This is a genomic window from Pontibacillus sp. ALD_SL1, assembly GCF_017355605.1.
This window is the reverse complement of sequence record NZ_CP062974.1, coordinates 3,643,485-3,669,683: the sequence shown is the minus strand read 5'-3', so window position 1 is coordinate 3,669,683 and position 26,199 is coordinate 3,643,485. Positions and strand designations below refer to the sequence as shown.

Annotated in this window: 22 protein-coding genes; 15 read left to right on the top strand and 7 right to left on the bottom strand. The window is 41.4% G+C overall.

All coding sequences use genetic code 11. From position 1 onward, the window contains the following. Positions 1-104: 104 nt before the first annotated feature. Both IMZ31_RS18165 and IMZ31_RS18160 read right to left on the bottom strand, forming a co-directional pair. Positions 105-968, bottom strand: a complete 864-nt coding sequence (locus IMZ31_RS18165; protein WP_242705610.1) for a peptidylprolyl isomerase — start codon at positions 966-968, stop codon at positions 105-107. A 15-nt stretch (positions 969-983) separates the two neighbouring features. Further along, on the bottom strand, positions 984-2,186 hold the full coding sequence (locus tag IMZ31_RS18160; RefSeq protein ID WP_207528643.1) for a S1C family serine protease: 1,203 nt from the start codon (positions 2,184-2,186) through the stop codon (positions 984-986). Positions 2,187-2,765: 579 nt separating this feature from the next. Between IMZ31_RS18160 and IMZ31_RS18155 the strand changes: the two genes are divergently transcribed. The 3 genes from IMZ31_RS18155 (at position 2,766) to IMZ31_RS18145 (ending at position 5,158) form a co-directional block, all read left to right on the top strand. After that, positions 2,766-3,464: a response regulator transcription factor gene (locus tag IMZ31_RS18155; protein WP_242705609.1), complete on the top strand. Its 699-nt coding sequence runs from the start codon at positions 2,766-2,768 to the stop codon at positions 3,462-3,464. 3 nt (positions 3,465-3,467) lie between these two features. Beyond that, positions 3,468-4,802 (top strand): sensor histidine kinase, encoded by a 1,335-nt coding sequence (locus IMZ31_RS18150; protein WP_207528641.1) that lies wholly within the window; start codon positions 3,468-3,470, stop codon positions 4,800-4,802. Between the two features lie 71 nt (positions 4,803-4,873). After that, positions 4,874-5,158, top strand: a complete 285-nt coding sequence (locus tag IMZ31_RS18145) for a putative quinol monooxygenase (protein ID WP_207528640.1) — start codon at positions 4,874-4,876, stop codon at positions 5,156-5,158. Positions 5,159-5,221: 63 nt separating this feature from the next. Here the strand turns inward: IMZ31_RS18145 and IMZ31_RS18140 are convergent, their stop codons facing one another. Continuing rightward, complete coding sequence (locus IMZ31_RS18140; RefSeq protein WP_207528639.1) at positions 5,222-5,890, bottom strand: type 1 glutamine amidotransferase domain-containing protein; 669 nt, start codon at positions 5,888-5,890, stop codon at positions 5,222-5,224. Between the two features lie 215 nt (positions 5,891-6,105). On the opposite strand from IMZ31_RS18140, the gene IMZ31_RS18135 reads away from it, so the two are divergent. The 6 genes from IMZ31_RS18135 to IMZ31_RS18110 all read left to right on the top strand — a co-directional run bounded on the left by IMZ31_RS18135 (position 6,106) and on the right by IMZ31_RS18110 (position 12,305). Further along, positions 6,106-6,297, top strand: coding sequence for a YwbE family protein (locus IMZ31_RS18135; RefSeq protein WP_036780253.1), 192 nt, complete (start codon positions 6,106-6,108; stop codon positions 6,295-6,297). A 32-nt stretch (positions 6,298-6,329) separates the two neighbouring features. Beyond that, complete coding sequence (locus IMZ31_RS18130; protein WP_207528638.1) at positions 6,330-8,231, top strand: ABC-F family ATP-binding cassette domain-containing protein; 1,902 nt, start codon at positions 6,330-6,332, stop codon at positions 8,229-8,231. A 185-nt stretch (positions 8,232-8,416) separates the two neighbouring features. Then, a complete protein-coding gene (gene kynU, locus IMZ31_RS18125) occupies positions 8,417-9,688 on the top strand; it encodes a kynureninase (protein WP_207528637.1) in 1,272 nt (423 codons plus the stop codon). A 42-nt stretch (positions 9,689-9,730) separates the two neighbouring features. Next, entirely contained in the window at positions 9,731-10,435 is a 705-nt protein-coding gene (locus tag IMZ31_RS18120; protein WP_207528636.1) for a tryptophan 2,3-dioxygenase family protein, read from the top strand. A gap of 266 nt (positions 10,436-10,701) precedes the next feature. Next, positions 10,702-11,220 (top strand): acyl-CoA thioesterase, encoded by a 519-nt coding sequence (locus IMZ31_RS18115; RefSeq protein WP_207528635.1) that lies wholly within the window; start codon positions 10,702-10,704, stop codon positions 11,218-11,220. Positions 11,221-11,657: 437 nt separating this feature from the next. Continuing rightward, positions 11,658-12,305 (top strand): hypothetical protein, encoded by a 648-nt coding sequence (locus tag IMZ31_RS18110; protein WP_207528634.1) that lies wholly within the window; start codon positions 11,658-11,660, stop codon positions 12,303-12,305. Positions 12,306-12,391: 86 nt separating this feature from the next. On the opposite strand, the gene recQ is transcribed toward IMZ31_RS18110, so the two are convergent. Next, positions 12,392-14,179, bottom strand: coding sequence for a DNA helicase RecQ (gene recQ, locus IMZ31_RS18105; protein WP_207528633.1), 1,788 nt, complete (start codon positions 14,177-14,179; stop codon positions 12,392-12,394). Between the two features lie 358 nt (positions 14,180-14,537). Between recQ and IMZ31_RS18100 the strand changes: the two genes are divergently transcribed. The 5 genes from IMZ31_RS18100 (at position 14,538) to IMZ31_RS18080 (ending at position 20,008) form a co-directional block, all read left to right on the top strand. Beyond that, complete coding sequence (locus IMZ31_RS18100; protein ID WP_207528632.1) at positions 14,538-16,073, top strand: BCCT family transporter; 1,536 nt, start codon at positions 14,538-14,540, stop codon at positions 16,071-16,073. 44 nt (positions 16,074-16,117) lie between these two features. After that, positions 16,118-16,351 carry a hypothetical protein gene (locus tag IMZ31_RS18095; protein WP_207528631.1) on the top strand — a complete coding sequence of 78 codons (234 nt, stop codon included), beginning with the start codon at positions 16,118-16,120 and terminating at the stop codon, positions 16,349-16,351. A gap of 179 nt (positions 16,352-16,530) precedes the next feature. Next, positions 16,531-17,478, top strand: coding sequence for an NADP-dependent oxidoreductase (locus IMZ31_RS18090; RefSeq protein WP_207528630.1), 948 nt, complete (start codon positions 16,531-16,533; stop codon positions 17,476-17,478). Between the two features lie 299 nt (positions 17,479-17,777). Next, the gene (locus IMZ31_RS18085; protein ID WP_207528629.1) at positions 17,778-19,634 is read left to right on the top strand and encodes a cation:proton antiporter; all 1,857 of its coding nucleotides are present in this window, start codon (positions 17,778-17,780) and stop codon (positions 19,632-19,634) included. A 206-nt stretch (positions 19,635-19,840) separates the two neighbouring features. Then, on the top strand, positions 19,841-20,008 hold the full coding sequence (locus IMZ31_RS18080; RefSeq protein ID WP_156969072.1) for a hypothetical protein: 168 nt from the start codon (positions 19,841-19,843) through the stop codon (positions 20,006-20,008). A gap of 43 nt (positions 20,009-20,051) precedes the next feature. Here IMZ31_RS18080 and brnQ read toward each other — a convergent pair whose 3' ends face one another. The 3 genes from brnQ to IMZ31_RS18065 all read right to left on the bottom strand — a co-directional run bounded on the left by brnQ (position 20,052) and on the right by IMZ31_RS18065 (position 24,167). Then, positions 20,052-21,410 carry a branched-chain amino acid transport system II carrier protein gene (gene brnQ / locus IMZ31_RS18075; protein ID WP_207528628.1) on the bottom strand — a complete coding sequence of 453 codons (1,359 nt, stop codon included), beginning with the start codon at positions 21,408-21,410 and terminating at the stop codon, positions 20,052-20,054. Positions 21,411-21,753: 343 nt separating this feature from the next. After that, positions 21,754-22,950 (bottom strand): MFS transporter, encoded by a 1,197-nt coding sequence (locus IMZ31_RS18070; RefSeq protein ID WP_207528627.1) that lies wholly within the window; start codon positions 22,948-22,950, stop codon positions 21,754-21,756. A 140-nt stretch (positions 22,951-23,090) separates the two neighbouring features. Further along, entirely contained in the window at positions 23,091-24,167 is a 1,077-nt protein-coding gene (locus IMZ31_RS18065) for an AI-2E family transporter (RefSeq protein WP_207528626.1), read from the bottom strand. A gap of 738 nt (positions 24,168-24,905) precedes the next feature. On the opposite strand from IMZ31_RS18065, the gene IMZ31_RS18060 reads away from it, so the two are divergent. Further along, positions 24,906-26,159 carry an EAL and HDOD domain-containing protein gene (locus IMZ31_RS18060; protein WP_207528625.1) on the top strand — a complete coding sequence of 418 codons (1,254 nt, stop codon included), beginning with the start codon at positions 24,906-24,908 and terminating at the stop codon, positions 26,157-26,159. Positions 26,160-26,199 lie beyond the last annotated feature (40 nt).

Below are 26,199 nucleotides of genomic sequence, written 5' to 3'. Positions count from 1 at the left end.
GGGGGGAGGGGGAAATCGTTCTAGAATCTATTTATGATAAACCAGTCACTCTATTGAATCTATGTGAAAAGGGGAGGGAGGGCAAGCTTCCCCTTTTATTGGTTTTAGAATGAGATTTTCTCTTTAAGAACTTTGTTGTTAATGTTGATTTCCGCGTTATTCATAATGTCTGAGAGCTTCTCAGTGTTAGCTTGTCTATTTAGAAGCTCTGTCTTTAATTGATCTTTCATCTCATCAAACGTACCAAGAGAAGATGTGTCTTCTTTCTCGCGTTTATCCGTTACTTTAATGATGTGGTAGCCATAATCCGATTGAACAGGCTCACTAATTTCTCCGACTTCAAGGTTATAGGCAGCTTGTTCGAATGGGTAGACCATGTCACCAGTTGAGAAATAGTCAAGGTTACCACCATTTTCAGCTGATGAAGAATCTGTGGAATATTCCTTAGCAAGGGTAGCGAAGTCTCCGCCATTATTTAGCTTCTCTATGACTTCATTTGCTGTTTCTTCATCTTCCACTAAAATATGCTTGGCTTGCACTTCTTGTTTCATATTCTCGTAGTATTCTTTCACTTCCTCATCGGTAACTTCTACCCCTTGAGTAGTGGCTTTCTCTTTTTGCAGTTGCGTTTTTAGAAAGTCTTTAAATTGAGCTTCATCTTTAAATCCATTTTGCTGTAGTGCAGATTCAAACTGATCACCGTAAGACTCTTTCACTTTATCAATCTCAGCTTGAACATCCTCCTCAGAAACAGGGTACTCTTCTGAAAGAACAGTGTCATAAAGCATTTCCTTTAATACTGCGTCGCCGTATTGGTCGACAAGTTTATTGTAAAATTCGTCTTTAGTGATATTTCCGTTTGCTGTTTCAGCAACGACATCACCGTCAGCTGAAGCATTGCTGCAGGCCGAGAGCGTTAAAGCTCCAAGCGCTGCTACACAAAATGTGAGTACTTTCTTTTTCATCATCGTAAAACCCCTTTATTATTTAGATAACGTGATTGTGACTGACTGTTTCGCTCCATCACGATAGAAGGAAAGTTCCATAGAGTCGCCAACTTCTTTCTCTTCATACATATATTTGCGTAAATCAACTAGATTTGAAATCTCTTCACCATCGGCTCCAACAATCACGTCATATTGTTGCAGGTTAGCCTGAGACGCAGGAGACCCTTGTTCAACATCTGCTACCAGTACACCGCCTTTAATATCGCCAGGAAGCTTCAACGTATTCTCGATATGATAGGCGGAAACAGATGAAAGGTCCATTGTGGATACACCAATGAATGGGCGTGATACCTCACCGTTCTTCTCTAAATCTTCGATAATTGGCTTCGCCGTTTCAGAAGGGATCGCAAAGCCTAATCCTTCTACTTCCTGCTGAGCAATCTTCATAGAGTTAATCCCAATAACTTGGCCTGCACTGTTAATCAATGCCCCGCCGCTGTTACCAGGGTTAATCGCTGCATCCGTTTGCAGAACCTCTGTCTGATAATCAGCGCGCCCGTCTTTATTCAAATCAACTGGCATCGTACGCTCAAGACCACTAATAATTCCTTTCGTCACAGAGCCTGCAAATTCTAAACCAAGCGGGTTACCGATCGCAATCGCTGTTTCCCCAACCTGTAGATTACTAGAAGAACCAAACTCAGCAACTTGCTTCACATGTTTAGCATCAATCTTCAATACAGCTAAGTCTGTTAAAGGATCACTTCCTAAAAGCTCAGCTTCTACTTTCTCCCCATCACTTAACGTGACATCAATAGATTGTGCATTTTCAATAACGTGATGGTTCGTTACAACATAAGCTTCACCGTTCTCTTTCTTATAAATAACCCCAGAACCTGTGCCAGCCTTATTGTTTTCTGCAAACAATTGAGATTGTTCATACTTCGTTACACCCACAACAGCATCAGTTGCCTTATTAACCGCCTGAACAACATCTGAAGTATCCCCTTCAGACTTAGACTCCTCAATGGAAATACTCTCCCCATTACTCTCAGCAGAATCCTGCGCAGCAACATTCGACTCAAGTGGCAACACGTTCAACTTAAACAAAGCAAAAGCCCCACCCACAAGTAAAACCGTCACAATAAAAGCAGTAGAAGCAAACTGAACTAACCAACCATAATAACTACGCTGATCCCCCTTACGCCTCTCCTGCTCATTATTAAACTGCTCACTCATGCAAGTAACCACCTTTCTATATTGTAAAATGATTTCTTTAAATATCTTGTACTTCATATTCTAACCAACACCTTTGGCAAATCTTCGGAACAAATGTGTAAAAAATGTGTAAGACCACGAAAAGCGGAGGGGGCTTGGTCAGGGGCGTACGGATAAGCAATCTACTTCCAGTCTGCATAGCAGACTGGAAGTAGATTGCTTATCTCGCTAGCCCCTAGCCCCCGCAGCTGGACAAAAAGAAAAGCGGAGGGCCGCTGCTTAGACACGGCAGGCATAAGCCAATCCCCTCTGTGAGGTGTTTCTTCCTCACAGAGGGGATTGGCTTATGTCCCGAGTGTCTGCGGCCCGCAGCTAGACACCACGAAAAGCGGAGGGGGGTGCCCAGGGGCCAAACTTCCCACAGGCTTCATTGGCCCTAACCATGTCTAGCTGGGGCTCCTAGATACCTAGTGTCATAAGCAAACTCCCTGCAGTCCCCCGTCACCCGCAATTTACACATCCCTCCCGTACGAACCAGTCGCCTCCACTTCTCTAATGTGGCACAATAATAGAAAGAAAATATGTGAAGGAGGAGTAGACTTGAAGGGTGCGATTATAGGGATTGTAGAAGATGATCCTCATATCCGAGAAATCGTTGAAGCCTATTTACACAAGGAAGGGTATAAGACTGAAAGTGTAGATACAGCCGAGAAGGCATGGGACATGTGGCAGGAAACACCTCCCGATCTGTGGGTGCTAGATATTATGCTTCCTGGTATGAATGGGTATGACTTTTGTAGCCGAATCCGCCAAGAATCAGATGTTCCAATTATTATCATTTCAGCTCGAGATGAAGAAGTCGATAAAGTACTTGGGTTAGAGCTTGGGAGTGATGACTACTTAACGAAACCATTCAGCCCTCGTGAACTTGTAGCACGTGTGAATCGAATGGTAAAGCGATGGGAGAAGTATCATGATAAAGAAAATCAGGGAACTGAAAGTGAGCCAACCTTAAAGAACGGGGATCTTACCCTTTCTATTGAAGAACGAAGGGTATTTTGGCAGGGGGAAGAAGTTGAGGTGACGGCTAAAGAATTCAGCTTACTTCAAATTCTGGTCTCGCAAACAAATCGAGCTTTTTCCCGAGATGAACTTCTCTATAAAGTATGGGGCGACGATTATTTTGGAAGTGATCGAGCTGTTGATGATTTAGTAAAGCGACTTCGGAAAAAGTTTGCTGATGTCCCTATTGAAACCGTTTGGGGTTATGGGTACCGCTTACGGGAACGCGAGGCGTAAACGATGAAGCTACTGTATCAATTAAATGCTGCCTTTACAGCGCTGTTGATTATTATCATGTCAGTCACAGCCTTTTTTATCTATTCCTTATTGCTTGATATCCTTATTCAAGACCAGCAGGATGAGCTCCAAACCAACGGGAACTTAATTTTAAATTTTTTATATGAAGACCCATCCGGAAGAGGCAAGCTGAGTCGACTGATTGAAAGTAACGACTATAAGATCTTGATTATGGATCCTGATGAAAACTCTCCACTGGCAACGAATCTTCCAGAACCAACGGCTAGAAGTTGGGCATCTGAATTTGAAACAAAAGACGAGCAAAAGGGTCTTCGTAAAATGAATGGGGAAAACTATGTAGTGTCAAAACTCGGCTATCGTTTCCAAGGACAAGAATACTTGCTAATCTTAGCTACACCTGTAGAAGAGCTTCAGGCTATTCAGTCCATCTTTGCTGTGCGCATGATGATTGTCTTCGTAATTGGAATTGCCATAGCTATATTATTTAGTTACTTATTAACGAAGCGACTTGTTACCCCTCTAAGTCGATTGAAGAGGGAAGTGAAAAAGATTGAGAATCGTCAATTCAATGAAATTAAACCAGTCAACGCAAGTGGTGAAATTGGAGAAGTCGAACAGAGCGTCATGGATATGGCCAAGGAATTGGATCAGTACATCCGCTCTCAGAAGCACTTCTTCCAAAATGCTTCGCATGAATTGAAAACCCCTCTTATGACCATTCAAGGATATGCAGAAGGAGTGAAAGACGGAGTCTTTGAAGGGGAGGCGGCAGACCGTAGTTTAGATCTTATTGTTAAAGAGAGTGATCGGTTAAAGAAGATTGTTAATGAGATTATTCTGTTAGCCAAACTCGACAGCGAAGATGGAATTTATAACCCGGTATATACACCTGTCCAACAACTCTTCGAAGACACAAAAGAACGAATGTATTTCCTCGCTTCAGAAAAAGGGATCTCGTTAAACGTTACAGTTGAGGAAAACAAACATCTTTACGTTGACGAAGAAAAGATGCTCCAGGCACTGATTAACATTGTAGGAAATGGAATAAGACACGCAGCATCTGAAGTGAACTTACGTGCATACGCGGGAGATAACCAGTTTATATTAGAGATTGAAGATGACGGCGAAGGGGTTCCAGAGGAGTTACTCCCTCAACTATTCCATAGATTTGTAAAAGGGAAAGAAGGAGAAACAGGGCTAGGTCTTGCTATTTCAAGGGCCATTGTTGAACGAAGTCACGGTACAATCCATGTGAGTAACAAGGAGCAGGGTGGGGCGGTATTCCGACTTGTCTTCCCGTATTCTCCTAGCCAGTAAGCGGATTGATAGGAAATGTGAATAGTGTGTGATAGGTTTGAACAGATTAGAAAAGAAAGCGAGTGATTCATATGGATAAGATCTCTATTACAGCCATTTTCACACCCAAAGAAGGTGCGGAGGAGCAAATGCTACAAGAATTAAAGAAAGCTCAACAAGCTTCAATTCAAGAAGAGGGCTGTCTGCAATATGATCTTCATAAGTCGATTGAAGATGAGACGCTTGTGCTACATGAACAATATAAAGATATGGATGCTTTAAATCACCATATTGAATCAGATCATTACAAAACGTATCGAGAAAATACGGCGGATTTAGTAGCAACACGTGAAGTATACAAGGTCAAAGAAATTTAAATCATAAAAAGCGCAACTCCTATAACAGGAGTTGCGCTTTTCTGTTTTTGTGAAAGCAAATGGTTATTGTTCTTTTAATGCTTCAACCATTTTCTCTGCAGCACTTTCACTAGACATTGGGTTTTGACCAGTAACAAGGTTCCCATCACGTACAGCGTGAACGGACCAATCTTCTCCTTTAGAGAAATTAGCACCTTTGTTACGCAATTCTGTTTCAAGCATGAATGGCATATGCTGATCTAAATTCATTCCGATTTCTTCAGAATCTGTGAAACCAGTGACTTTCTTTCCTTTTACAATCGGTTGTCCATTTTCGTAAGTGGCGTTGACAAGACCGCTTGGACCGTGACACACAGAACCAATTACATTGCCTTGTTCAGCGTGTTGCTGAAGCACGTACTGGAGCGTTTCGCTATCAGGAAAATCAAACATGGTACCATGTCCACCTGGAAGGAAGATGCCGTCAAATCCTTGAGCATCCTCTTTTGTTAATTTAGCCGTATCTTTTAGAAGCTCCTGAGCTTCGGCCCATTCGCTTACTTCTTCTTCTGGAATACTATTAGGATCTAGAGGGACTTCTCCACCCTGAATACTTGTGACTTTCACATCGTATCCGGCTGCTTTAAATGCATTATAAGGCACAGCATATTCTTCAAGCCATAAGCCTGTTTTATGATCATCAGTGATTTTCGTATGGTTTGTTACGACCATTAGAACTTTTTTGTTACTCATATAGTAACCTCCTTGAAGTAAATGCACCTTAGTTTAAGTTACTCTCACAAATTTATGCGAGTAGTGGTTTGTTAAACCGTGAGTACAGTTATACCGTGGCGATGACTTGTTCAAAAGAAAAGTGCTCACCTTGGTAGCTAAATGGCTCTTTGTGTTTTTTATCCTTAAAATCCTTTATAATAGGTAGTACTAAAAAGATATGGGAGTTGCAAATGATGAACGGACAGAATCGAAAAGACATCCAACCAGGTAAAGAAGTTGATATTGTATTGAAGCAAGACCAACGTACAGGAAAGCTAACACATGGAATCGTGAAGGATTTATTAACTAAATCAAGTTCACATCCTCATGGCATTAAAGTAAGACTTGAAGACGGACAAGTAGGCCGTGTCAAAAAGGTTTATTAATCAGAAACGTCTAGATAAAGGAAGGGCTACATATGAGCATTTTATCAGTGGAAAATTTATATAAGACGTACGGAGATAAAGATCTCTTTAACGAAATTTCCTTTACGATTGGAGAACGAGAGCGTATAGGATTAATTGGTGTGAACGGAACGGGGAAATCAACGCTTTTAAAAGTGTTGGCTGGCGTAGACTCTGCTGAAAAAGGAACTATGGATCATGCCAATGACTTTCATATCGAGTACTTGCCTCAGGAACCACAGCTAAATCATGATCTGTCTGTGCTTGAGCAAATTTACTACGGTGAATCCACAATCATGAAAACGATGCGTCACTATGAACAAGCGTTACGTGATTTAGAAGGAGAACCTACAAATGAAAGAAAGCAAGAACACCTCTACAAAGCACAGCAAAAGATGGATGAGCATGATGCATGGGAGGCGAACACGGTTGCGAAAACCATTCTAACAAAGCTTGGAATTCGTAACTTTGATCAATCTGTTAGTGCCTTATCAGGTGGACAAAAGAAACGAGTGGCCATTGCAAAAGCGCTTATTCAACCAGCTGACTTGCTTATTTTAGATGAGCCGACCAACCATCTGGACAATGAAACAATTGAATGGATGGAAAGTTTCTTGGGTCAATATAAAGGGTCTCTTTTAGTGGTTACACACGATCGTTATTTCTTAAATCGTGTAACGAATCGTATTTACGAATTGGATAAAGGAAACCTTTATATTTACGACGGAAACTATGAAGTGTTTTTAGAAAAGAAGGCAGAGCGCGAAGAACAGGAAAGAGCAAACGAACAGAAACGCCAAAACACGCTTCGTCGGGAACTTGAATGGTTGCGACGTGGCCCTAAAGCGCGTGGTACAAAGCAAAAAGCTAGGAAAGACCGCGCAGAAGCACTTCGTGATCAGAAAGTAGACCGAGCAGATGGAGAGGTTGATATTGCCATCGGTTCAACCCGGTTAGGGAATGATGTGTTTGAACTTGAAGGTGTTACTAAATCCTATGAAGGCCGTACCGTTGTCGATGATTTTAGTTATCTGGTGGTACCAGGAGAGCGTCTTGGTATTATTGGGCCAAACGGAAGCGGGAAGACAACATTGCTGAATATGATTGCAGGCAAGATCGAGCCAGATACCGGAGTGATCTCGACGGGGCAAACCGTCAAAGTCGGCTACTACACACAGGATCACCAAGAAATGGATGAGTCCCTACGCGTAGTCGAGTACATCAAGGAAGAGGCAGAAGTCGTTGAAACCATTGAAGGGGATACGATTACGGCTGAACAGATGCTTGAGCGTTTCATGTTCCCTCGCTATATGCAGTGGACATATATCTCTAAGCTCTCAGGTGGAGAGCGACGTCGTTTGTACCTCTTGCGCGTGTTAATGCAAGAACCAAACGTCTTACTGCTGGATGAGCCAACAAATGATCTTGATACTCAAACGTTAACCATACTTGAGGAATACCTCGATGCATTCCCTGGGGTAGTGATCACGGTATCTCACGATCGGTACTTCCTTGATCGAGTGGTCGATCATTTAATCGCTTTTGAAGACACGCGTATCCGAAGATTTCAAGGGAACTACACAGAATATCTCGATATTCGTAAACAAGAAGAAGGCGAAGCATTAGCGGCGGAACGTCAAAAGGCAAAAGAGGAAAAGAAAGCCTCTCCGCACCAGCGCCAGAAACGTCGCAAGCTTTCGTATCATGAACAGCAAGAATGGAATAGCATTGAAGATCGTATTGAACAATTAGAGCTTCGTTATGAAGAAGTTCAAAATGAAATTACCGAAACAGGTAGTGATGCTGTTCGGGCACAAGAATTGATGGATGAAATGCAACAGCTAGAAGAACAACTTGAAGAAGCGATGGAACGATGGGAAGAACTGTCGACGATTATAGAAGAATCAAAGCAATAAAGATTAGAAACAAGGATTTTCGTTATGAAAATCCTTGTTTTTTTATTACTTTATACTTTGTGTATTTTACATATATAATCTTAAAATAAAATAGCCATCGATTTGACTGGATAAATGCATCACTTAATTGACAGCGTTTTCATAAATCGATTAGGCTTATTATAGAGGGAAAGGGAGATGGTTACATGGATACGTCAAAAGATTATGCTAAAAGCTTAGATCAGCAAGATCCGTTATCACATTTTCGCGATGAATTTTACATACAAGAAGGCACACTTTATATGGACGGGAATTCTCTTGGTCTATTATCCAAACGTGCTGAGCAGTCGGTTTTCCGTATACTAGATTCATGGAAGCAACTAGGCATTGGTGGTTGGACTGAAGGAGAACACCCTTGGTATTACCTTTCTGAACAGCTTGGCGAACAATCAGCTAGTCTTGTCGGAGGAAAGAAGGAAGAAGTGATTGTCACTGGTTCTACGACAGTAAACTTGCATCAGCTTGTTGCAACTTTTTATAAACCAGAAAATAATCGTACGAAAATACTGGCAGATGAATTGAATTTCCCATCCGACATTTATGCTCTCAAGAGTCAGCTTGAGTTAAAAGGGTATGACCCTGATGAACACCTCGTTCAAGTGAAAAGTCGTGACGGACGGGAAATAAATGAAGTTGATATCATCGACGCGATGACGGAGGACATTGCTCTCATTGTATTGCCAACTGTCCTTTACCGAAGTGGTCAGCTCCTGGATATTAAGCGCTTAACAGAAGAAGCGCATAAAAGAGGAATCTTGATTGGCTTTGATGGGTGTCATTCTGTTGGTGTTGTTCCCCATCACTTTCATGAATGGGGAGTGGATTTCGCATATTGGTGTCACTACAAGTACGTAAACAGCGGTCCAGGAGGAGTAGGAGGTTTGTTCGTACATGAGCGCCACTTGAACGAAACACCGGGGTTAAGTGGTTGGTTCGGATCTGATAAAGATAAGCAATTCGATATGGATCACACCTTTCAGCCAGCTCAGACAGCAGGGGCTTATCAAATTGGGACCCCGCATTTATTAAGTGTTGCTCCTCTCATCGGCTCTCTTGAGTTGTTTAATGAAGCGGGCATTGAAGCGATTCGTCGAAAATCTTTAAAATCTACGCAGTACATGATGGAGTTACTAAAACGCGAGCTTCAAGGATTTGGTTTTAAAATTGGAAATCCAATAGAGGACGACAGACGTGGAGGGCACGTTTGTTTAGAGCACAAAGAAGCGGCGCGCATCTGTAAGGCTTTAAAAGATAAAGGGGTAATCCCTGACTTCCGTTCACCGAACGTCATTCGCTTAGCGCCAATTGCATTTTATACGTCGTATGTAGAAGTTTGGGAAACGATGCAAGTGTTGAAAGAAATTATGGAACATAGGCTTTATGAGAAGTACGAGAATAAACGAGGTGTCATCGCTTAATAAACATTATGATCTTTCTAAATGAAGGAAGGGGATACATGTATGAGTGATTCAAAAGGGAAAGTGGTAACAGATTATGAGAAGTATATTCGTACAGAGGAATTATTAAGTCTTCAAAAAACAGAGGGTGAGCTGGCTTGTCAGGATGAATTAACTTTTCAAATGATTCATCAGATTGCAGAACTCCATTTTAAATTAATGATTCAATATATACACTTAGCAGATGCTCATATGGAGCACAATGAAATCGAAGAAGCGACTAGCCAGCTAAGAAGAGTAAATATGCATCTCGATCACCTCCCGAATGTATTTGACATGGTGAAAGTCATTAGTCCAAAAGATTACCATACGATTCGTTTAGCTCTAGGACAGGGGAGTGGTCAGGACTCGCCTGGCTTTAATGAAGTGCTTCGTTTAGGTCCAACACTTTGGGATCCTTGTGAGAAGCTGTTAACCACGAGAGGCCTTTCACCACTTGACATCCATAAAAATCCAGATGAACATAGAGCATTATTCGACCTCTTGCAGGCACTGATCCGATTTGATGAGAACTTTCAATCCTTCAGGCATTCTCATATCCAACTGGTACGTCGCATGATTGGATTAAATACCCAAAGCTTAAAAGGCATTCCTGCTCAAGCACTTAAACGCGGGGTTAAATATGAATTCTATCCAAAACTATGGCAGACAATTTCGGATCTCACAGACTGGACGGGGTCGAGTTATGATGCAAAACCGCTTGAGTAATATCCTCGTCTAATAAAGATTACATGAATAGTTAAAGGACCACGCTTAGAGTTGAATGCTCTAAGCGTTTTTTTGATTAGGGAAGCTTTCGCTACATTTACTTTCTTCGATACTTGTGAGCGCTTTATAGCAAAAAAGTAGTGTGAAGATGAGTCCTTGAGGGAACGTTCTCATATAAGTTATCTTCTTTCCCTTTTTAAGACACGTAAACATAGAAGGAAATATTGTTGGTATACTATGAATGGAGATTAGAGGAGGCAGTAGATATGGATAAAAAACCTTGTATTGAATCATTAGTAGTCAAAAATTCTCACGTATTACCTACAGATACGAACAATCACGGAACGCTGTTTGGTGGTCAGTTAATGGCTTATATCGATGACGTGGCTGCAATCGCAGCTACCCGTCATGCTCGCTGTAATGTTGTGACCGCTTCAACAGATTCGGTTGACTTCTTATACCCTGTAAATGCAGGTGACGCAATTTGTTTAGAAGCTTTTGTAACATGGACGAAAAACACATCTATGGAAGTGTTCGTAAAAGCCGTGAAAGAAGAGCTTTTATCAGGAGAGCGTAAAGTATGTGCGACGTCATTCTTAACAATGGTCGCTGTTGATGAAAACAATAACCCTTCTCAAGTACCTCAAGTTTACCCAGAAACGGAACAAGAGAAATGGTTACACGACGGTGCAGCAGATCGCGCTACACAACGTAAAGCACGTCGCAGTGTATCGAAAGAATTTGCAAGTAAATTTGGCACAGACTTCCCTTGGGACCGAAGATAAACAAGACGATTGCGCTTAGAGTTCATCAACTCTAAGCGCTTTTATGTGGTATGGGGCCGTTACGTTTATGAGTGCTTGGGCTTGCTCGGGGACAACTCGCTTTCCTGCGGGGAGCTGGGAAGCCTCCTCATTCGCTACGCTCACTGCGGGGTCTTCACTAGGCTCCTTTCCCGCGGGAGTCTCGCAGTCCCCGAGCAAGCCCTGGCTTAAAAAAGTGAACGGCCCCGCACAATTCACATCAGAGGTCAGGAGTCGCGCTAAATGGCGTGTTTTCGTTCATCCTTACACTCAATTAAAGCAAACGGAAACATTCTCTCAACTCCGCGTCTCATATTCCCGTCCCTAAAGTAGTGGAGACTTTTTTTTAAGATGAAGAATTGTTAGAATAATCGGAGTATCTATAACATGCAGTTATCGCAGAAAAAGGGGAAAGTTTAATGAGTAAACAAATCAACTACGTATGGTATGCCAGTTTCGGCTCTAATTTATTTGAAAATCGTTTTCGTTGCTATATCGAAGGGGGACAGCCTCCTGGGTCGAATAGGAGAGAGGTAGGTAGCCGGGATTGTACACTTCCGGTTAAGAATAGTCCGGTCAGCTTACCGTATAAGCTCTATTTCTCAGGATGGTCTGATCGCTGGGATGGGGCGGGTGCGTTTATTGATACTGTTAAAGATGAAAACACTGAGACATGGGGAAGAATGTACTTGATTACGGAGGAGCAGTTCGAAGATGTCGTACGACAGGAAAATGGTGTAGAGGACATGACGGTAGATATTGAGGAAGTGAAGAAGAATGGTTCTCTTGTTATTGATGAAGATTCTTATTACGGGAATCTTCTCCATGCAGGCGACAGAGAAGGGTATCCGATCTTCACCTTTACTAACCCAAGACCATTAAGCGAGATGACGATCACAAGACCATCAACCCCTTACCTGGCTATGTTAATCCGTGGATTTATGGAAGCCTACACTCAGGACGTGGAGCGTATTACGAACTATTTATACGAGAAACCAGGCGTCCCGGAACACTATTCCAGACAAGACATTCACACCTTCGTCCAGGAGGTAGCAGAACAGGCATAGCCCTATATGCACTCCGTTTCTCTAGTGGAATCGGAGTTTTTTTAAGCCTAGGATTTATTCCTAGGCTTTTTCATACGCTGAACCGTTTACGAATATTGATGAGTTTCCTCTTCTAATGCTTCAAGGAAAAGCACTCCGTATTGCTCGAATTTCTTCTCACCCACACCTTTAACCTGTAACATCTCGCTCTTTGTTTTAGGTTTCGCTTGGCACAATTCCTTCAACGTAGCATCAGAAAAGACAACATAAGGAGGGATTTTGTGTTCTTCCGCAAGTCGTTTTCTTAACATACGCAACTTTTCAAATAGATCTTCGTTTACATCTAATTCTTGATGAGCTTTTGATGCGTTTTCGATAATCATTTGAACAGTTTCTTCCCCTTTAAGAATAGCTAATGATTCTTGAGTGAGGCGAAGGAGGGGGAACTTTCCATCTTCAACAGATAGATAGCCTTCTGCCACAAGGAATTGGATCATCTGCATGATATCCTTCTCTTTCAAATCAGAAAGGAGTCCGTAAGTAGACAGCTTATGAAATCGAGTCTCCATCACCTTTTGACTTTTAGATCCCTTAACTACTTTAGCCACCATTCCTGAGCCGTAGCGCTCATTCATTCGTTTCACACAAGATAAGATAATTTGAGATTCTCTTGTAATGTCTTTTATCTCTCCTGTGTGTAAGCAATTGCTACACATACCACATGGTTCATGATGAAAGGGGTCTTTAAAATACGTCAGCATGTATTCCTGAAGACATTTGTCTGTGTGGCAGTAGTTCACCATCTGCTGAAGTTTTTGGTATTCCTCTGTTTTCTTTTCTTCCTCCATTAACGATTGCTCGATAAGAAACTTCTGAAGCTGAATGTCCCGAGCGGAGAAGAGCAAAATACAGTCACTCCGTTCCCCATCCCGACCGGCACGACCTGCTTCTTGATAATAAGATTCAATATTCATAGGAAGAGCATAGTGAATAACGTAACGGACGTTCGATTTATCAATCCCCATGCCAAATGCGTTTGTAGCAACCATGACGGTTACTTCGTCTTGGATAAACTGATTTTGTGCAGATTTCCGCTCTTGTTCAGATAATCCGGCGTGGTACTTGGCGACCTTCACACCTTCTCGACTCAGCCATTGGTGAAGGCGATCAATATCTTTCCTTGTAGCTGCATAAATAATTCCCGATTCCTTGGGCCGGGTTTTAATATAATCCTGTATGAAATCGTGTTTCTCTTTTCCTTTTACAATTTGAAAATTTAAGTTGTCTCTTGAAAACCCTGTATTTACAACATGTTCGTTTTCAATAGAAAGTAGGTGCTGTATGTCTTTTGTTACTTCTTCAGTTGCTGTAGCGGTAAGTCCCATCACAACAGGAAGGTTCCCGAGCTTTTGTAACTGTCCGACCACAGAGCGATAACTTGGTCTGAAGTCGTGTCCCCACTGAGAGATACAGTGCGCCTCATCAAAGGCGATGAGGGATAACTTTGTGCGACGCAGAGAACTAATAAACCCTTCAGAATCAAAGCGCTCTGGAGCTACATAAACAAACTGATATCGACCTCGCTGTACGTCAAACATTCGCTGGGATTGCTCTTCATACGAGAGGGAGCTGTTAATATAAGTAGATGCAATACCATGAGAGTTTAAGGAATCGACTTGGTCTTTCATTAGAGATATAAGAGGGGAGATAATAACAGCAGTTCCGTCCAGAAGAAGGCCGGGAATTTGATAACAAAGCGACTTTCCGCCGCCAGTAGGCATAATGCCAAGAGCATTCTTCCTATCTAAAGCATGCCCAATTAATGGCTCCTGTCCAAAACGAAATGATGAGAAGCCGAAGTACTGTTCTAAAACGCGATGTGCGTTTTTCATCATAAGACAACCGTCCTTTATAGGTGTACTAAACGAGTGCGAATTAATCTTGTACCATCTTACCATGAGAAAGAAGCTGCGGAAATAGATGAAAGTAGGGTAAGGAGCAGCGGTGGAGAAGAAAAAGGAAATGTGCCATAAATTTACGTAAAAAAATGGGATATGAAGAGAATCCGTTTTGAGCTGTATGGTGACGGGGAGAGAAAGATGAATCGTCAATTTGTGTATAGGAGGGGAATGCCTTGCTAATACTATTCTTCAGAATGAACTAAGTTTCCTCCTTTACATGACCTATTTATGTATGAGATAGTATGTCATTGTGTTTGCAAGGTAAAAAAATTCAAAGGAGAAGGTACCCTAAATGAGTAAACAAGAGGAAAAAACCTCAAAAATAGACTGGCCCGTCTTTGGTATTAGTGGCGGATTACTAGTCGCATTCGTTATTGCCGGAATGATTAATCTGGATTTTGTAAAAACATTTGTAAACGAAGGGTTTGCCTGGTCTGTTAAGTACTTCGGTGCTTTCTGGCAAGTCTTAATGTTATTGAACTTTATTATTGCACTTTATGTAGCATTTTCTAAATATGGTCAAGTGAAGCTAGGAAATATGGAGAAACCTGAAATGAATACATTTAAATGGTTATCCATTATTATGGCTACTTTATTAGCTGGTGGGGGCGTATTCTGGGCCGCTGCTGAACCTATGTATCACTTTATGACAGTACCACCAATAAACAGTGGCATTGAAGCCATGACACCTGAAGCGATTATGCCAGCATTGGCTCAAAGCTTCATGCACTGGGGCTTCTTAGCATGGGCGATCCTTGGTACATTAAGTGCCATTGTGATGATGTATGGGTATTACCATAAAGGTATGCCAATGAAGCCAAGAACGCTTCTTTACCCGTTATTTGGTGAAAAACTTCGTACTAGCGTTATTGGTACAATTATTGATGCTGCAGCTATTATTGCCGTGGCAGCAGGTACCATTGGTCCAATTGGTTTCTTAGGACTTCAAGCAAGCTATGGTCTAGAAGCGCTATTTGGAATTCCTGACACATATACAACTCAACTTGCCATTATTGTGGGGCTAGTAGTTGTGGCAACGATCTCAGCTATTACAGGAATTCATAAAGGTATCCAGGCGCTAAGTAGTTTTAACGTTCGCTTAGCAATTGGACTAATTCTATTCGTAGTCATCTTTGGTCCTGGTGGATTTATTATTGATAAATTCATCTCATCTTTTGGTTTTTACACAGAGAACTTTATTACGATGAGTACGTTCCGAGCAGATACTGGCTGGTTAGGTAGCTGGACAGTATTCTTCTGGGGTTGGTTTATCGGGTATGCGCCAATGATGGCGATTCTTGTAAGCCGTATCTCAAGAGGTCGTACAATCCGTGAAATCATCCTAGCTGTTGGTGTTATTGCACCACTTGTAACAACGTTCTGGTTCACAGTTGTCGGAGGCGCTGGAATCTTTTATGAAATGGACGTAGCAGGATCTGTTTCAGAACAGTTAAGTGAAGGCGGAATGCCAGCTGCGATGATTGCCATTACAGAGCAACTACCACTTGCAAGCATTATCTCTCCGTTATTCTTATTACTAACGATTATCTTCGTTATTACAACAGGAGACTCAATGTCGTATACAATCGCAATGGCCGTCTCAGGTGAAGGAGACCCGAAAGTTTCCCTTCGCGTATTCTGGTCCATCCTAATGGGTGCGATTGCTGCGATCCTACTCTTCATCGGTGGCGGTGGAGATGGTGGTATTAACGCACTACAATCGTTCATTGTAGTAACAGCGGTACCAGTATCCATCTTCCTCTTCCCAATTCTTTGGTTAGCACCTAAGGTTGCAAAAGAACTATATCAAAATGAAAAACTTCGCTAAGTTTTGAAAAAGATCGCCCTCGGGCGATCTTTTTTTATGAGGTGATGGTCTGGATTGGGTGCGGATTGAGCTGGGAAGCGGCGGCTCAAGTTCTGCGAGAATGGCTCAAGAAGGGGGGGGACGGCTCAAGTTTTGCAAGAATGGCTCAAGTTAAGTCAATAACGGCTCATAATTTCTTCAGAACGGCTCAAGTACAAAAAATAACGACTCAAGATGAGCCAAAACGGCTTAAGTCAAGTCATATTGGCTCAAAATACGAGGATAATGGCTCAAGTTAACCGAAAACCGGCTCAAGCCCCGCCCTGGCTTACGCTCAATCGGCACGGTCCTTGGTAAGTGGCTCAAGAACGAAGAGAGCGGCTCAAGCTGAAAACCGTTCAATTCTCTCTTCCATGCGTACATCTGTGAATTTCCGGGTACAGTACAAAAGATATTCTTGAAAGGAGCATCACTCATCATGAAAGCAGTTGTTATTGAACAATATGGTGGAAAAGACCAGTTAAATGAAAAAGAGGTGCCTACACCTGAAATAAATCAAGAACAAGTCTTAATTGAGATCCATTCAACTTCTATTAATCCAATTGATTGGAAAGTTCGTGAAGGATATCTGAAAGATATACTAGATTGGGAATTCCCGATTATCCTGGGCTGGGATGTAGCCGGTACCATCAAAGAAGTCGGTGATCATGTTGAAGGCTATCAGGTCGGCGATCGTGTATTTGCACGACCGGCTACTACGCCAAATGGTACTTATGCAGAATATGTAGCTGTTGAACAAGATCTTTTAGCACATATGCCTGAGCGTCTTAGCTTTGAGGACGCTGCTGCAGTTCCGTTGGCAGGTTTAACAGCGTGGCAATGTTTATTTGATGCTGCAAACGTTGAAGAAGGGGATAAAGTTCTAATTCATGCAGGGTCAGGTGGAGTAGGAAGCTATGCCATACAACTTGCTAAGTGGTCCGGTGCTTATGTAGCCACCACCGCAAGTGGAAAAAATGAAGAACTAGTTAAAGCGTTAGGCGCTGATCATTTCATTAATTATAAGGAAGAAAACTTCTGCGACGTGTTAGATGAATTTGATGTCGTGCTTGATACCCTTGGAGGGGACATTCAAGAACAAAGTTATCAAGTGTTACGAAAAGGTGGTAAGTTAGTCTCCATTACAGATGTGCCGGAAGAAGATCAGGCCAAAGAGTATGGAGTAGAAGCAGAGCACGTCTTTTTAAACCCTAAAGGCGAGCAACTTCAACGAATCGCTCATTTGATTTCTGAAGGCAAAGTAAAATCAATTGTCAGTAATAAATTCCCATTTAGTGAGCAAGGGATAAAGGATGCACACGAACTAAGTGAATCTCATCATGCTAAAGGCAAAATTGTTATACAGATGAAGCCTTCTGCTTGTTAAATAGTAACAAGATTACGCCCGTTTTCTTTTGAACAAGAATGTTTCAAAAGAAAACGGGTTTTTTGGTTGGGTTTTGTAATCTCACTCCGGCTCAGTCCAGTCTATACGTTGCTAAACGGGCGCTTCTGCTTTTGTTTTATTTTTGTCATAATAATTTTACAAACCAAATCATTTACAGATGACCGATGCGCGTATAGAATATTTTTATATCTGTGTTTTTTGAATCGTCCGTATGAAAGAATGGGAAAGATAATGAAATCCATACACATACTTCAACAAGATCATAAAGGAGCGAACCTATGTTTCACTCGATTTTATTTGACTTTATGCTAATAGGCGCCCTTGGCGTCGGTTCACAGTGGCTAGGTTGGAGATTCCGAATTCCTGCTATTGTGGTTATGTCTATCGTTGGACTGTTAGTAGGCCCAATATTTGGAGTGCTCCAGCCAGCGGAAGACTTTGGGGAACTATTTAAACCGATTGTCTCAATAGCAGTTGCGATCATTCTGTTCGAGGGCAGCTTAGGCCTTGATTTCCGAGAAGTGAAAGGACTCCAAAGGCCTGTCTTTCGAATTGTAACAATTGGAGCTTTCTTGGCTTGGTTGTTAGGGTCATTAGCAGCTCACTATGTCGCGGGTCTTTCCTGGGCTGTAGCATTTGTTATTGGTGGCCTATTTATCGTGACGGGGCCAACGGTAATTTTGCCACTTCTAAGGCAGGCAAAATTAAAACCTCGTCCAGCAGCGATCCTGAAATGGGAAGGGATTATTGTAGACCCATTTGGAGCTTTGCTAGCTGTATTTGCCTTTGAAATTATTGATTTTCTTATGGCGGATGACGTAACCGGAAACGCGTTACTCATGTTCTTCGCAGCCTCCGCATTTGCTGGTGTTATTGGTTATGTGCTCGGAAAAGGATTAGGCTGGATGTTTGAACATGGACACGTGCCTGAGTTTCTGAAGTCCCCAGTGATGTTCACTGTCGTCATCTTTTGTTTTACGATAGCAGACGAAATAGCTCATGAAACAGGTTTATTAGCTGTAACGGCTATGGGGATGACACTAGCTAATATGCACATCTCTTCAATAGAAGATATGAGGAATTTCAAGGAGAACATTTCCGTTCTTCTCGTATCGGCTATATTCGTAATGTTAACAGCATCACTAACGGTTGAAACGTTAATGGAAATCTTCAATATTCAAATTATTGCATTTGTCCTACTGATGTTGTTTGTGGTTCGACCTATATCGATTTGGCTTTCAACCATTGGGACCGATCTTTCATTTGGTGAACGAGCTCTTGTTGGTTGGATTGCACCAAGAGGAATCGTCGCTCTAACTGTGGCCGGGTACTTCGCAAACGTTCTTTTAGAAGCTGGATTTGAGGATGCTCAAATCCTGACATCTCTAACGTTCGCTTTAGTATTTGCGACAGTTTGTGCCCACGGTTTTTCAATAGGATGGCTAGCGAAGAAGTTAGACTTATCTATAGATGGAAAGCCTGGAGTGCTTATTGTTGGCGCATCAAGCTTTACTACTGGACTTGCAAAATCTCTTCAAGATCTGAAGGTGCCTGTATTAATTACAGACTCTTCATGGCATCGCCTTGTTACGGCAAGGAAAGAAGGAATTCCGTTTATGAAAGAAGAAATTCTTTCAGAGCAAACCGAGTACCATCTTGACATGACACCATATGAATATATGGTTGCCGCGTCTGAATTAGATTCTTATAACGCTCTTGTTTGTAATACATTTGTACCTGAGATTGGACGCAGTAACTTATTCCAATTAACGCTTCATAACAGTCGTGGGGACGACCTTGAGGATATGGGGAACACGATTGGAGGCCGATTGCTCTTTAACCAAAGAGCTACGTGGGAACGTCTTAATGAAAAGATTGACGGTGGCTTCGTATTCAGGAAAACGAATATTACTGAGCAATATACCTATGCTAAATATAAAGAAGAACTACATCCTGAGACGTTGCTCCTCTATATTCTTAAGCCATCTGGCAAGATTCTCTTCTACACTCACAAGTCTCAGCCTAAGGGCGAGAATGGAGATGTTTTAGTTAGTCTTATGCCCCCAAGTAAAGAATTCAAGAGAATTCAAAGTAAGTTAAGTGAACAACAAAATGAAAGTGACGCTAAAAACTAAATCAGTCTTTAGGCACAACTATAGCAAAGAGCATGGAATGGCGAATCTATTCCATGCTCTTTTTTTGTTCCATTTTTCTTCTTGTACCAAGCGCAAATCGTTGTAAAGGGGGGAAGATTCCAACCAATTTTTATAGAAAAATGGTATTAGATAAGCTCAAATATACATATGATAAATGGATGTAGAAAGGATGAGGAGGAGAGGCTATGCAGGATCTTGATTTTCATTCAAGGCAAGCGATTATATTTGAACAGCTGGCAAGACAATATCAACATCTGGATCAGCCGTTATTTGATCATTTTTATAAGCTGCTTCAGTACCATAAACAACAGATATGGGCACTCACAAACACAGATATAGACCATGAACAATAAATAAGAGCCTCAACTCCAGTAGCGGAATTGAGGCTCTTCCTTTTTAAGAAGAAGCTTTATAACTTGCATCTTGTATGGTTACGTTACGTTTTTTTTTAGCAGAGACTGCGAAGATTTCAATGATACCTCCAATAAGGGCACCTACAGCTGCTGGTACAACCCAACCTAAACCTTCAGCGAAGAGAGGTAGGAAGTCTAGAGCGTTTGTAAATGCTTTAACTTTTTCTGCTCCTAAGAAGGCTTTAAGTCCATCATAAATGGCGATCACACTTGTTAGGATAAGGGCACCACGATAAACATGTTTCGAGCCGTTAAATAGCCTGTGGAAGAAGGACAGAGCGATTAATACGATTGCCAGCGGATAAATGAATACTAAAGCCGGTACAGAGTACGCAATAATCTGGCTTAGTCCCATGTTCGTGAACCCAAAGCTAATTAAAGTAAATACAATGGCTACATGTGTGTATTTAACACTCTTAAACGTGTTAGAGAAGAACTGAGAGCAAGCAACAGTTAGACCAATACACGTTGTAAAACAAGCTAGAGCTACGATGGTACCTAGTAACAAACCGCCAAATGAGCCAAATAGAATGTTAGCTCCATCTGCTAAAATTTCACCACCGTTATTATAGGAACCCATAGAAGCCATCTTAGCTCCCATCCAACCGATGGATCCATAAACGACAATTAATCCTATGGCTGTCACACTACCAGCTTTAATGGTCTGTTTAATCGTTGTTTTACGATCGGTTACGCCGCGTTCTTTTAACGCGGTGACGACAATAATTCCAAAAGCAAGCCCAGCAATAGCATCCATAGTCAGGTACCCATTTAAGAACCCGCTAAAGAACGGAGTCGAACTGTAATCTCCTGTTGGCTGTTGCATAGGAGCATCAAATGTAAGAAAGCTGGCAATACTTAAAGCGACCATAGCGATTAAAAGAATCGGTGTTAACCATTGACCAATTCGGTCTACAATCTTAGATGGATTCAAGCTAATCCAGAAGACTAAAGCAAAGAAAATAATTGAGAAAATCAGTAATGCAGAAGATCCTTGTCCTGCAGAGCCGATTACCGGCTTAATCCCAGTCTCGAATGCCACGTTAGCGGCGCGGGGGATTGCGAAGAACGGACCAATCGCTAAATAAATCAAGGAAGTAAACAATAATCCAAACCATGGATGTACGCGACTTCCAAGAGCTTTCGCATCATCGTTTACAAATGCGATGGCTGTAACTGCTAATATCGGAAGGCCTACGCCTGTAATAATAAATCCTGCGATGGCGGACCAGTAAGAAGATCCGGCTTCTGTACCAAGCTGCGGGGGATAAATTAGATTCCCTGCACCAAAGAAAAGAGCAAAGAGCATAAAACCTATGGTTACGGTATCTTTTTTCGTCATATATGGTTCTCCTCTCATGTAGGTGTCGATCATAATCTCGTTGAGACGTCCAACGAGTCAGAAAACCGTTACAGTTTCCATATGACAAAATTTTTCGAAAATTTAGACCAAGTTGTAGAAATAAGCATTTTGCTTAAGGTAACGGCAAAAACATTACAAAGTTTACTACATATATGTTGCGGGATGCAACAGGTGAAATGAAAGTTTCGACAAATTTTTAAGAATCGTCACAACAATCTACAAAATATGATGTTATCGTAACAGCACCATAGCAACCTGTCAATTTCTAAATTGTTAAAAAATTTAGAAATAAAAGAGAAAAAGTAACCGGAGGGGAAAGTGTTTACGTTTGTTCACTTTCCCATTCCACATCTTTATTCTTCTGATAATCTAAAAAGGTTAAAATCAAAACAATGACAAAAGAAGCACTAGATATCTTAAAAAGGGTCGCTGTTTCAACGTAATTTGAGATCACTCCAAGAAGAAGGGCGCTTAAGCCGATTCCAAGATCAATTGTGGAATAGTACATGCCATTAGCGATGCCGCTTCGCTCTTGTGTTGTTTTAGAAATAACCCAGGCTTGAAAGGCGGGCATCATTGAACCAAACCCAGCTCCAAACAGAATACCTGCTGCAATAATGTAATAGAAATTATCTGCAAGAGCAATTGTCCACATGCCAGCGAAGGCAAGGACAGAACAAGCCATAATAAGCAGCCAAGGTCCTTTACGATCAAACCATTTACCAGTAATGGGACGCATAATTGTAGCTAAAGCAGCATTAAAAAGGTAAAACAAATAGATTTGTTCGATCCCTTGCTCCTGACCAAATATAACAATAAACGTAACAATAGAGCCGTACCCAAATGTATTGAAGAAAGAGATCATGGCTGGGTACCAGCTTCGTTTCTCTATCATTGAGCCCCAAAATGTAAAGGGTTCATCTTTAAGGGTTTTGTTTTTTATAGTGTCTGGAGTTCTGAACTTCGTTAATGAAAATAAAATAAATGCAATTGTTCCTAAACTAACAGAAGTATAGATGAGTACCGAAAATGAAAAATTTTGATAGAGATATATACCAAGACTAGGAGCTATAATCATGCCGATTGTGACACTCAGTCCGAAATACCCCATGCCTTCTCCGATACGTTTCTTAGGTACTAAATCAACAGCGGCTGTTCCATTCGTCGTAGACGACCACCCCCATGCTAAACCGTGAATAAACCGGAAGGCCAAAAAGATGAGCACTGCTGTGGTGAAAGAATAGAGTAACGTAATAATTAATAAAGAAACGGACCCTAAAAGAACGAGTCGTTTTCTCGATTGCGTCTGCAATAAATGCCCAATAAATGGTCTGCTTAGAATCGCTCCAATGGAGAAAAGTGTAGTCACAAGACCAACTTGAAACTTTGAGCCACCGAGATCTTCCATATAAGGAGGTAAAGTTGGGATAAGCATTTGAAAGCTCATAAAGGTGAACCAATTTGCTAGAATTAAAAAGATAAACGATGAGTTCCATAACTTCTCTGGCTGATTGGTCATTTAACCCCTTCTTTCCTCGATCAGTAGTATATGTAAAACATGTCTATTTTAACAAAAGCGAAAGAAAAGAGCTCATAAAAAACCCTAGCACCTTAATAGAAGGTGTTAGGGTTTTCAAAACTCTTATAATCGGTGTGTGTTTAAATCTCTCTGCCATCGAAGGTTTCTTCATAAAAGTGACCAATAATCGTTTTTACAACAGCGTAAAACGGAATTACGAATAATAGGCCAAGGAACCCTGCGATGCTTCCGGCCGCTAATATTAAAGTGATGATCGTAAGCGGATGAATGCTCAGGGCTTTTCCCATAACATTTGGTGAGATTAAATTCCCTTCGATTTGTTGAGCTACAACCATGATGATAATCACATACCAAATCATAAATGGATCTTGGAAAAAGGCAGCCAATATTGCTGGAATGACCGCTAAATATGGGCCTGCAAATGGAATAACGTTTGTAGCCATTCCGAATAACGCTAGCGATAATGAATAGTGAAGTCCAATGATCGTATATCCAATAAATAGCAACACACCTACGCAGAAACTTACCGTTAACTGTCCTTGAATGAAGGAGGAAAGGGTGTGATCAATTCGCTTAAACAAGCGAGTCAAACTAGCAGCCCGCTTATCTTTAAAGAATTTTGCCAGGAAAGGCTGGAGTTTCTCTCCATCTTTCAACATGTAGAAAAGGAAGAACGGAACTAGGATGAGCAAGAATAAGAATTGTACAAGTGATGTGACCATTCCTATTACAAAGGTTGTAAGGGCTCCGGTTATTTCCTGGGCTCTCGAGAATAGTTCATTTTGAGCATCTGTAATCGCTGTAGAGAACTGATCTGGTATAATTTCCTGGTTACTTTGCCAATAGTTAATAATGCTTTCTACTTCACGAATCATCGCAGGTAAATTATCAACAAAACGTGTAAATTGTTCTTGTGCAATTGGAGCGATAAACGTCACAATTAAGTAGACAGTAATAACGAACAAAATAAACACGCAGAAAATCGCCATGATTCTATGTACCCGGTACCTTTCTAAAAGGTGAACAATGGGTCTTGAGATATAATAGAGAACCCCCGCTGTAATAAGAGGGAAGGCGATTGCCCCTACATATGTAAAGATTGGTTGGTAAACATATTCAATGTGCTTTAAAATCCAAAAAAGCAAACAAACCAGAATGATCCCCACTAAGGTTTGAAACCACTTCTTATGGTACATTCCTGACCACTACTTTCTTATTTAAGTCTTATCCTAATTATAGATTGTTCGATACAAAATGGAAATTCCCTTTTTCGCATTTAGGTATTCGTGTATTTCCCATCTCTTTTTACTAGTCTCTAATAATGTATAGTTTTGATTTTGTATAGAGACGTTTCCGTCAGCTTAATGGTGCTTAAGGTGGGCCTGTAAATCACTCGCTTTCCGCGGCCCCATACGACGTGGGGTCGTTCGACGTTGTCACAGGACGTGACGGCCTTAGTCGAACTTCCCCTTTCTTTTTTAGCCTCCTCGGGAAAACCACCCTGCGGGGTCTCGTCTACCTCTTTCTCCCGCAGGAGTCTCGCAATTTCCAGGCCCACCTTTGCCAAATGTGCAAAGACGGAAACGAGCCATATATGGGGTGTGGGGTGGGGGAGAGAACCTACAATAAGCGGTCCGTTCACCCAATTAACATTAGGGCTTGCTGTGGGACTGCGAGACTCCCGCGGGATAAGGAGCCTAGGCAAGACCCCACAGAGAGCGATAGCGAACGAGGAGGCTTGCCAGCTCTCCGCAGGAAAGCGAGTTGTCCCCAAGCCTGCCCTAGCCTTACATACGCTAACGGACCCATCCTTATCTAGTAATATCAGCTTCAGAGCTTCCTGCTAAAATGAAAGCAATTCTTTTTATACGGTTCCTATTTTGTAAATTATGGGATATATTTGAGTATATAGTATGTAAGAAGAGGGTGCTTCTGTGGAAGTATATGTAGCGCGACAGCCTATATTTAATAATGAATGTAATGTAATGGCTTATGAACTCTTATACAGGGGTTCTAAGTCAGATCAAAGTTTTGCGGGGATTGATGGGGATCAGGCTACTGCTGAAGTTGTCATGAACAGTTTTTACAATATGGGGTTTAAACACATATCCGGTCAGAAGAAATGCTTTGTGAATTTTACGGAGAACCTATTAAAAAGTGAACTACCCTTTTGCTTTCCTCAGAATCAACTTGTCATTGAATTACTAGAAAACATTCCACTCACAAAAGAACTTGTTCATACGTGCAGAATGTTGAAAAATAAAGGGTATCAAATCGCTCTGGACGATTTTGTTTTCCAAATGGATAATCCATACACAGAAGATTTACTCCGCTATGCAGATATAGTGAAAGTAGATATTCGTCAGTATTCTCTAGATGGGATGAAGGTACTTAAAGAGCAAGTAGCTCCCTACACGCTTGAACTTTTAGCGGAAAAGGTAGAGACGTATGAAGAATTTATACAATGCAGATCATTAGGGTTTGAATACTATCAGGGATATTTTTTTAGCAAACCGGTCATTATGACTTCTTATGATACATCATTCCAGCCGTTTCAACATATTGAGTTAATGAAAGAATTAGCTCTTCCTCAACCAGATGTTACAAATGTTGCTGAAAAAATAGAGAATGATGTTTCTCTATCCTATAAATTACTGAAATTAATTAACTCGGTAGCGTACCGACGCATTGAACCTATAAAATCAATAGTCCAAGCTATTATGTTACTAGGCTTTGATGAGGTGAAAAAGTGGTCATATGTACTGATGCTGAAAGAGATGGGGGCAAAAGCCGATTCTGCTCCCTATGAAGTAATGAAGTTATGTTACATACGTGCAAGGTTATGTGAGAGGGTTTCCTTTTTAGTAGGAGAGGATCGTGAGTCTTCTAGTTTTTTCTTAACAGGGATGCTATCGTTTATTAATGTATTCTTGCAACGGCCGATGGAGGAAAGCATAGAGGATCTGCCCCTTCATCATGATATTAAAGATGCTCTTACCGGGGTCTCTAATCCTTATGGACATGCACTGGAATTATGTAAGTCAATTGAGGTTGCGGACTGGGAAGGCATTGGTGACCTTTGTCTTTCACTAAGTGTAGACCAAGGGACGTTGTTTATTGAGTATCGTCAAGCTATTGAATGGGCCCAGGATTTACTAATGGTCTATGAGGAGTATAGCCATTCGTAATGATAGTTTTCGATCATACATAAGGAACTGGTGGTATTTC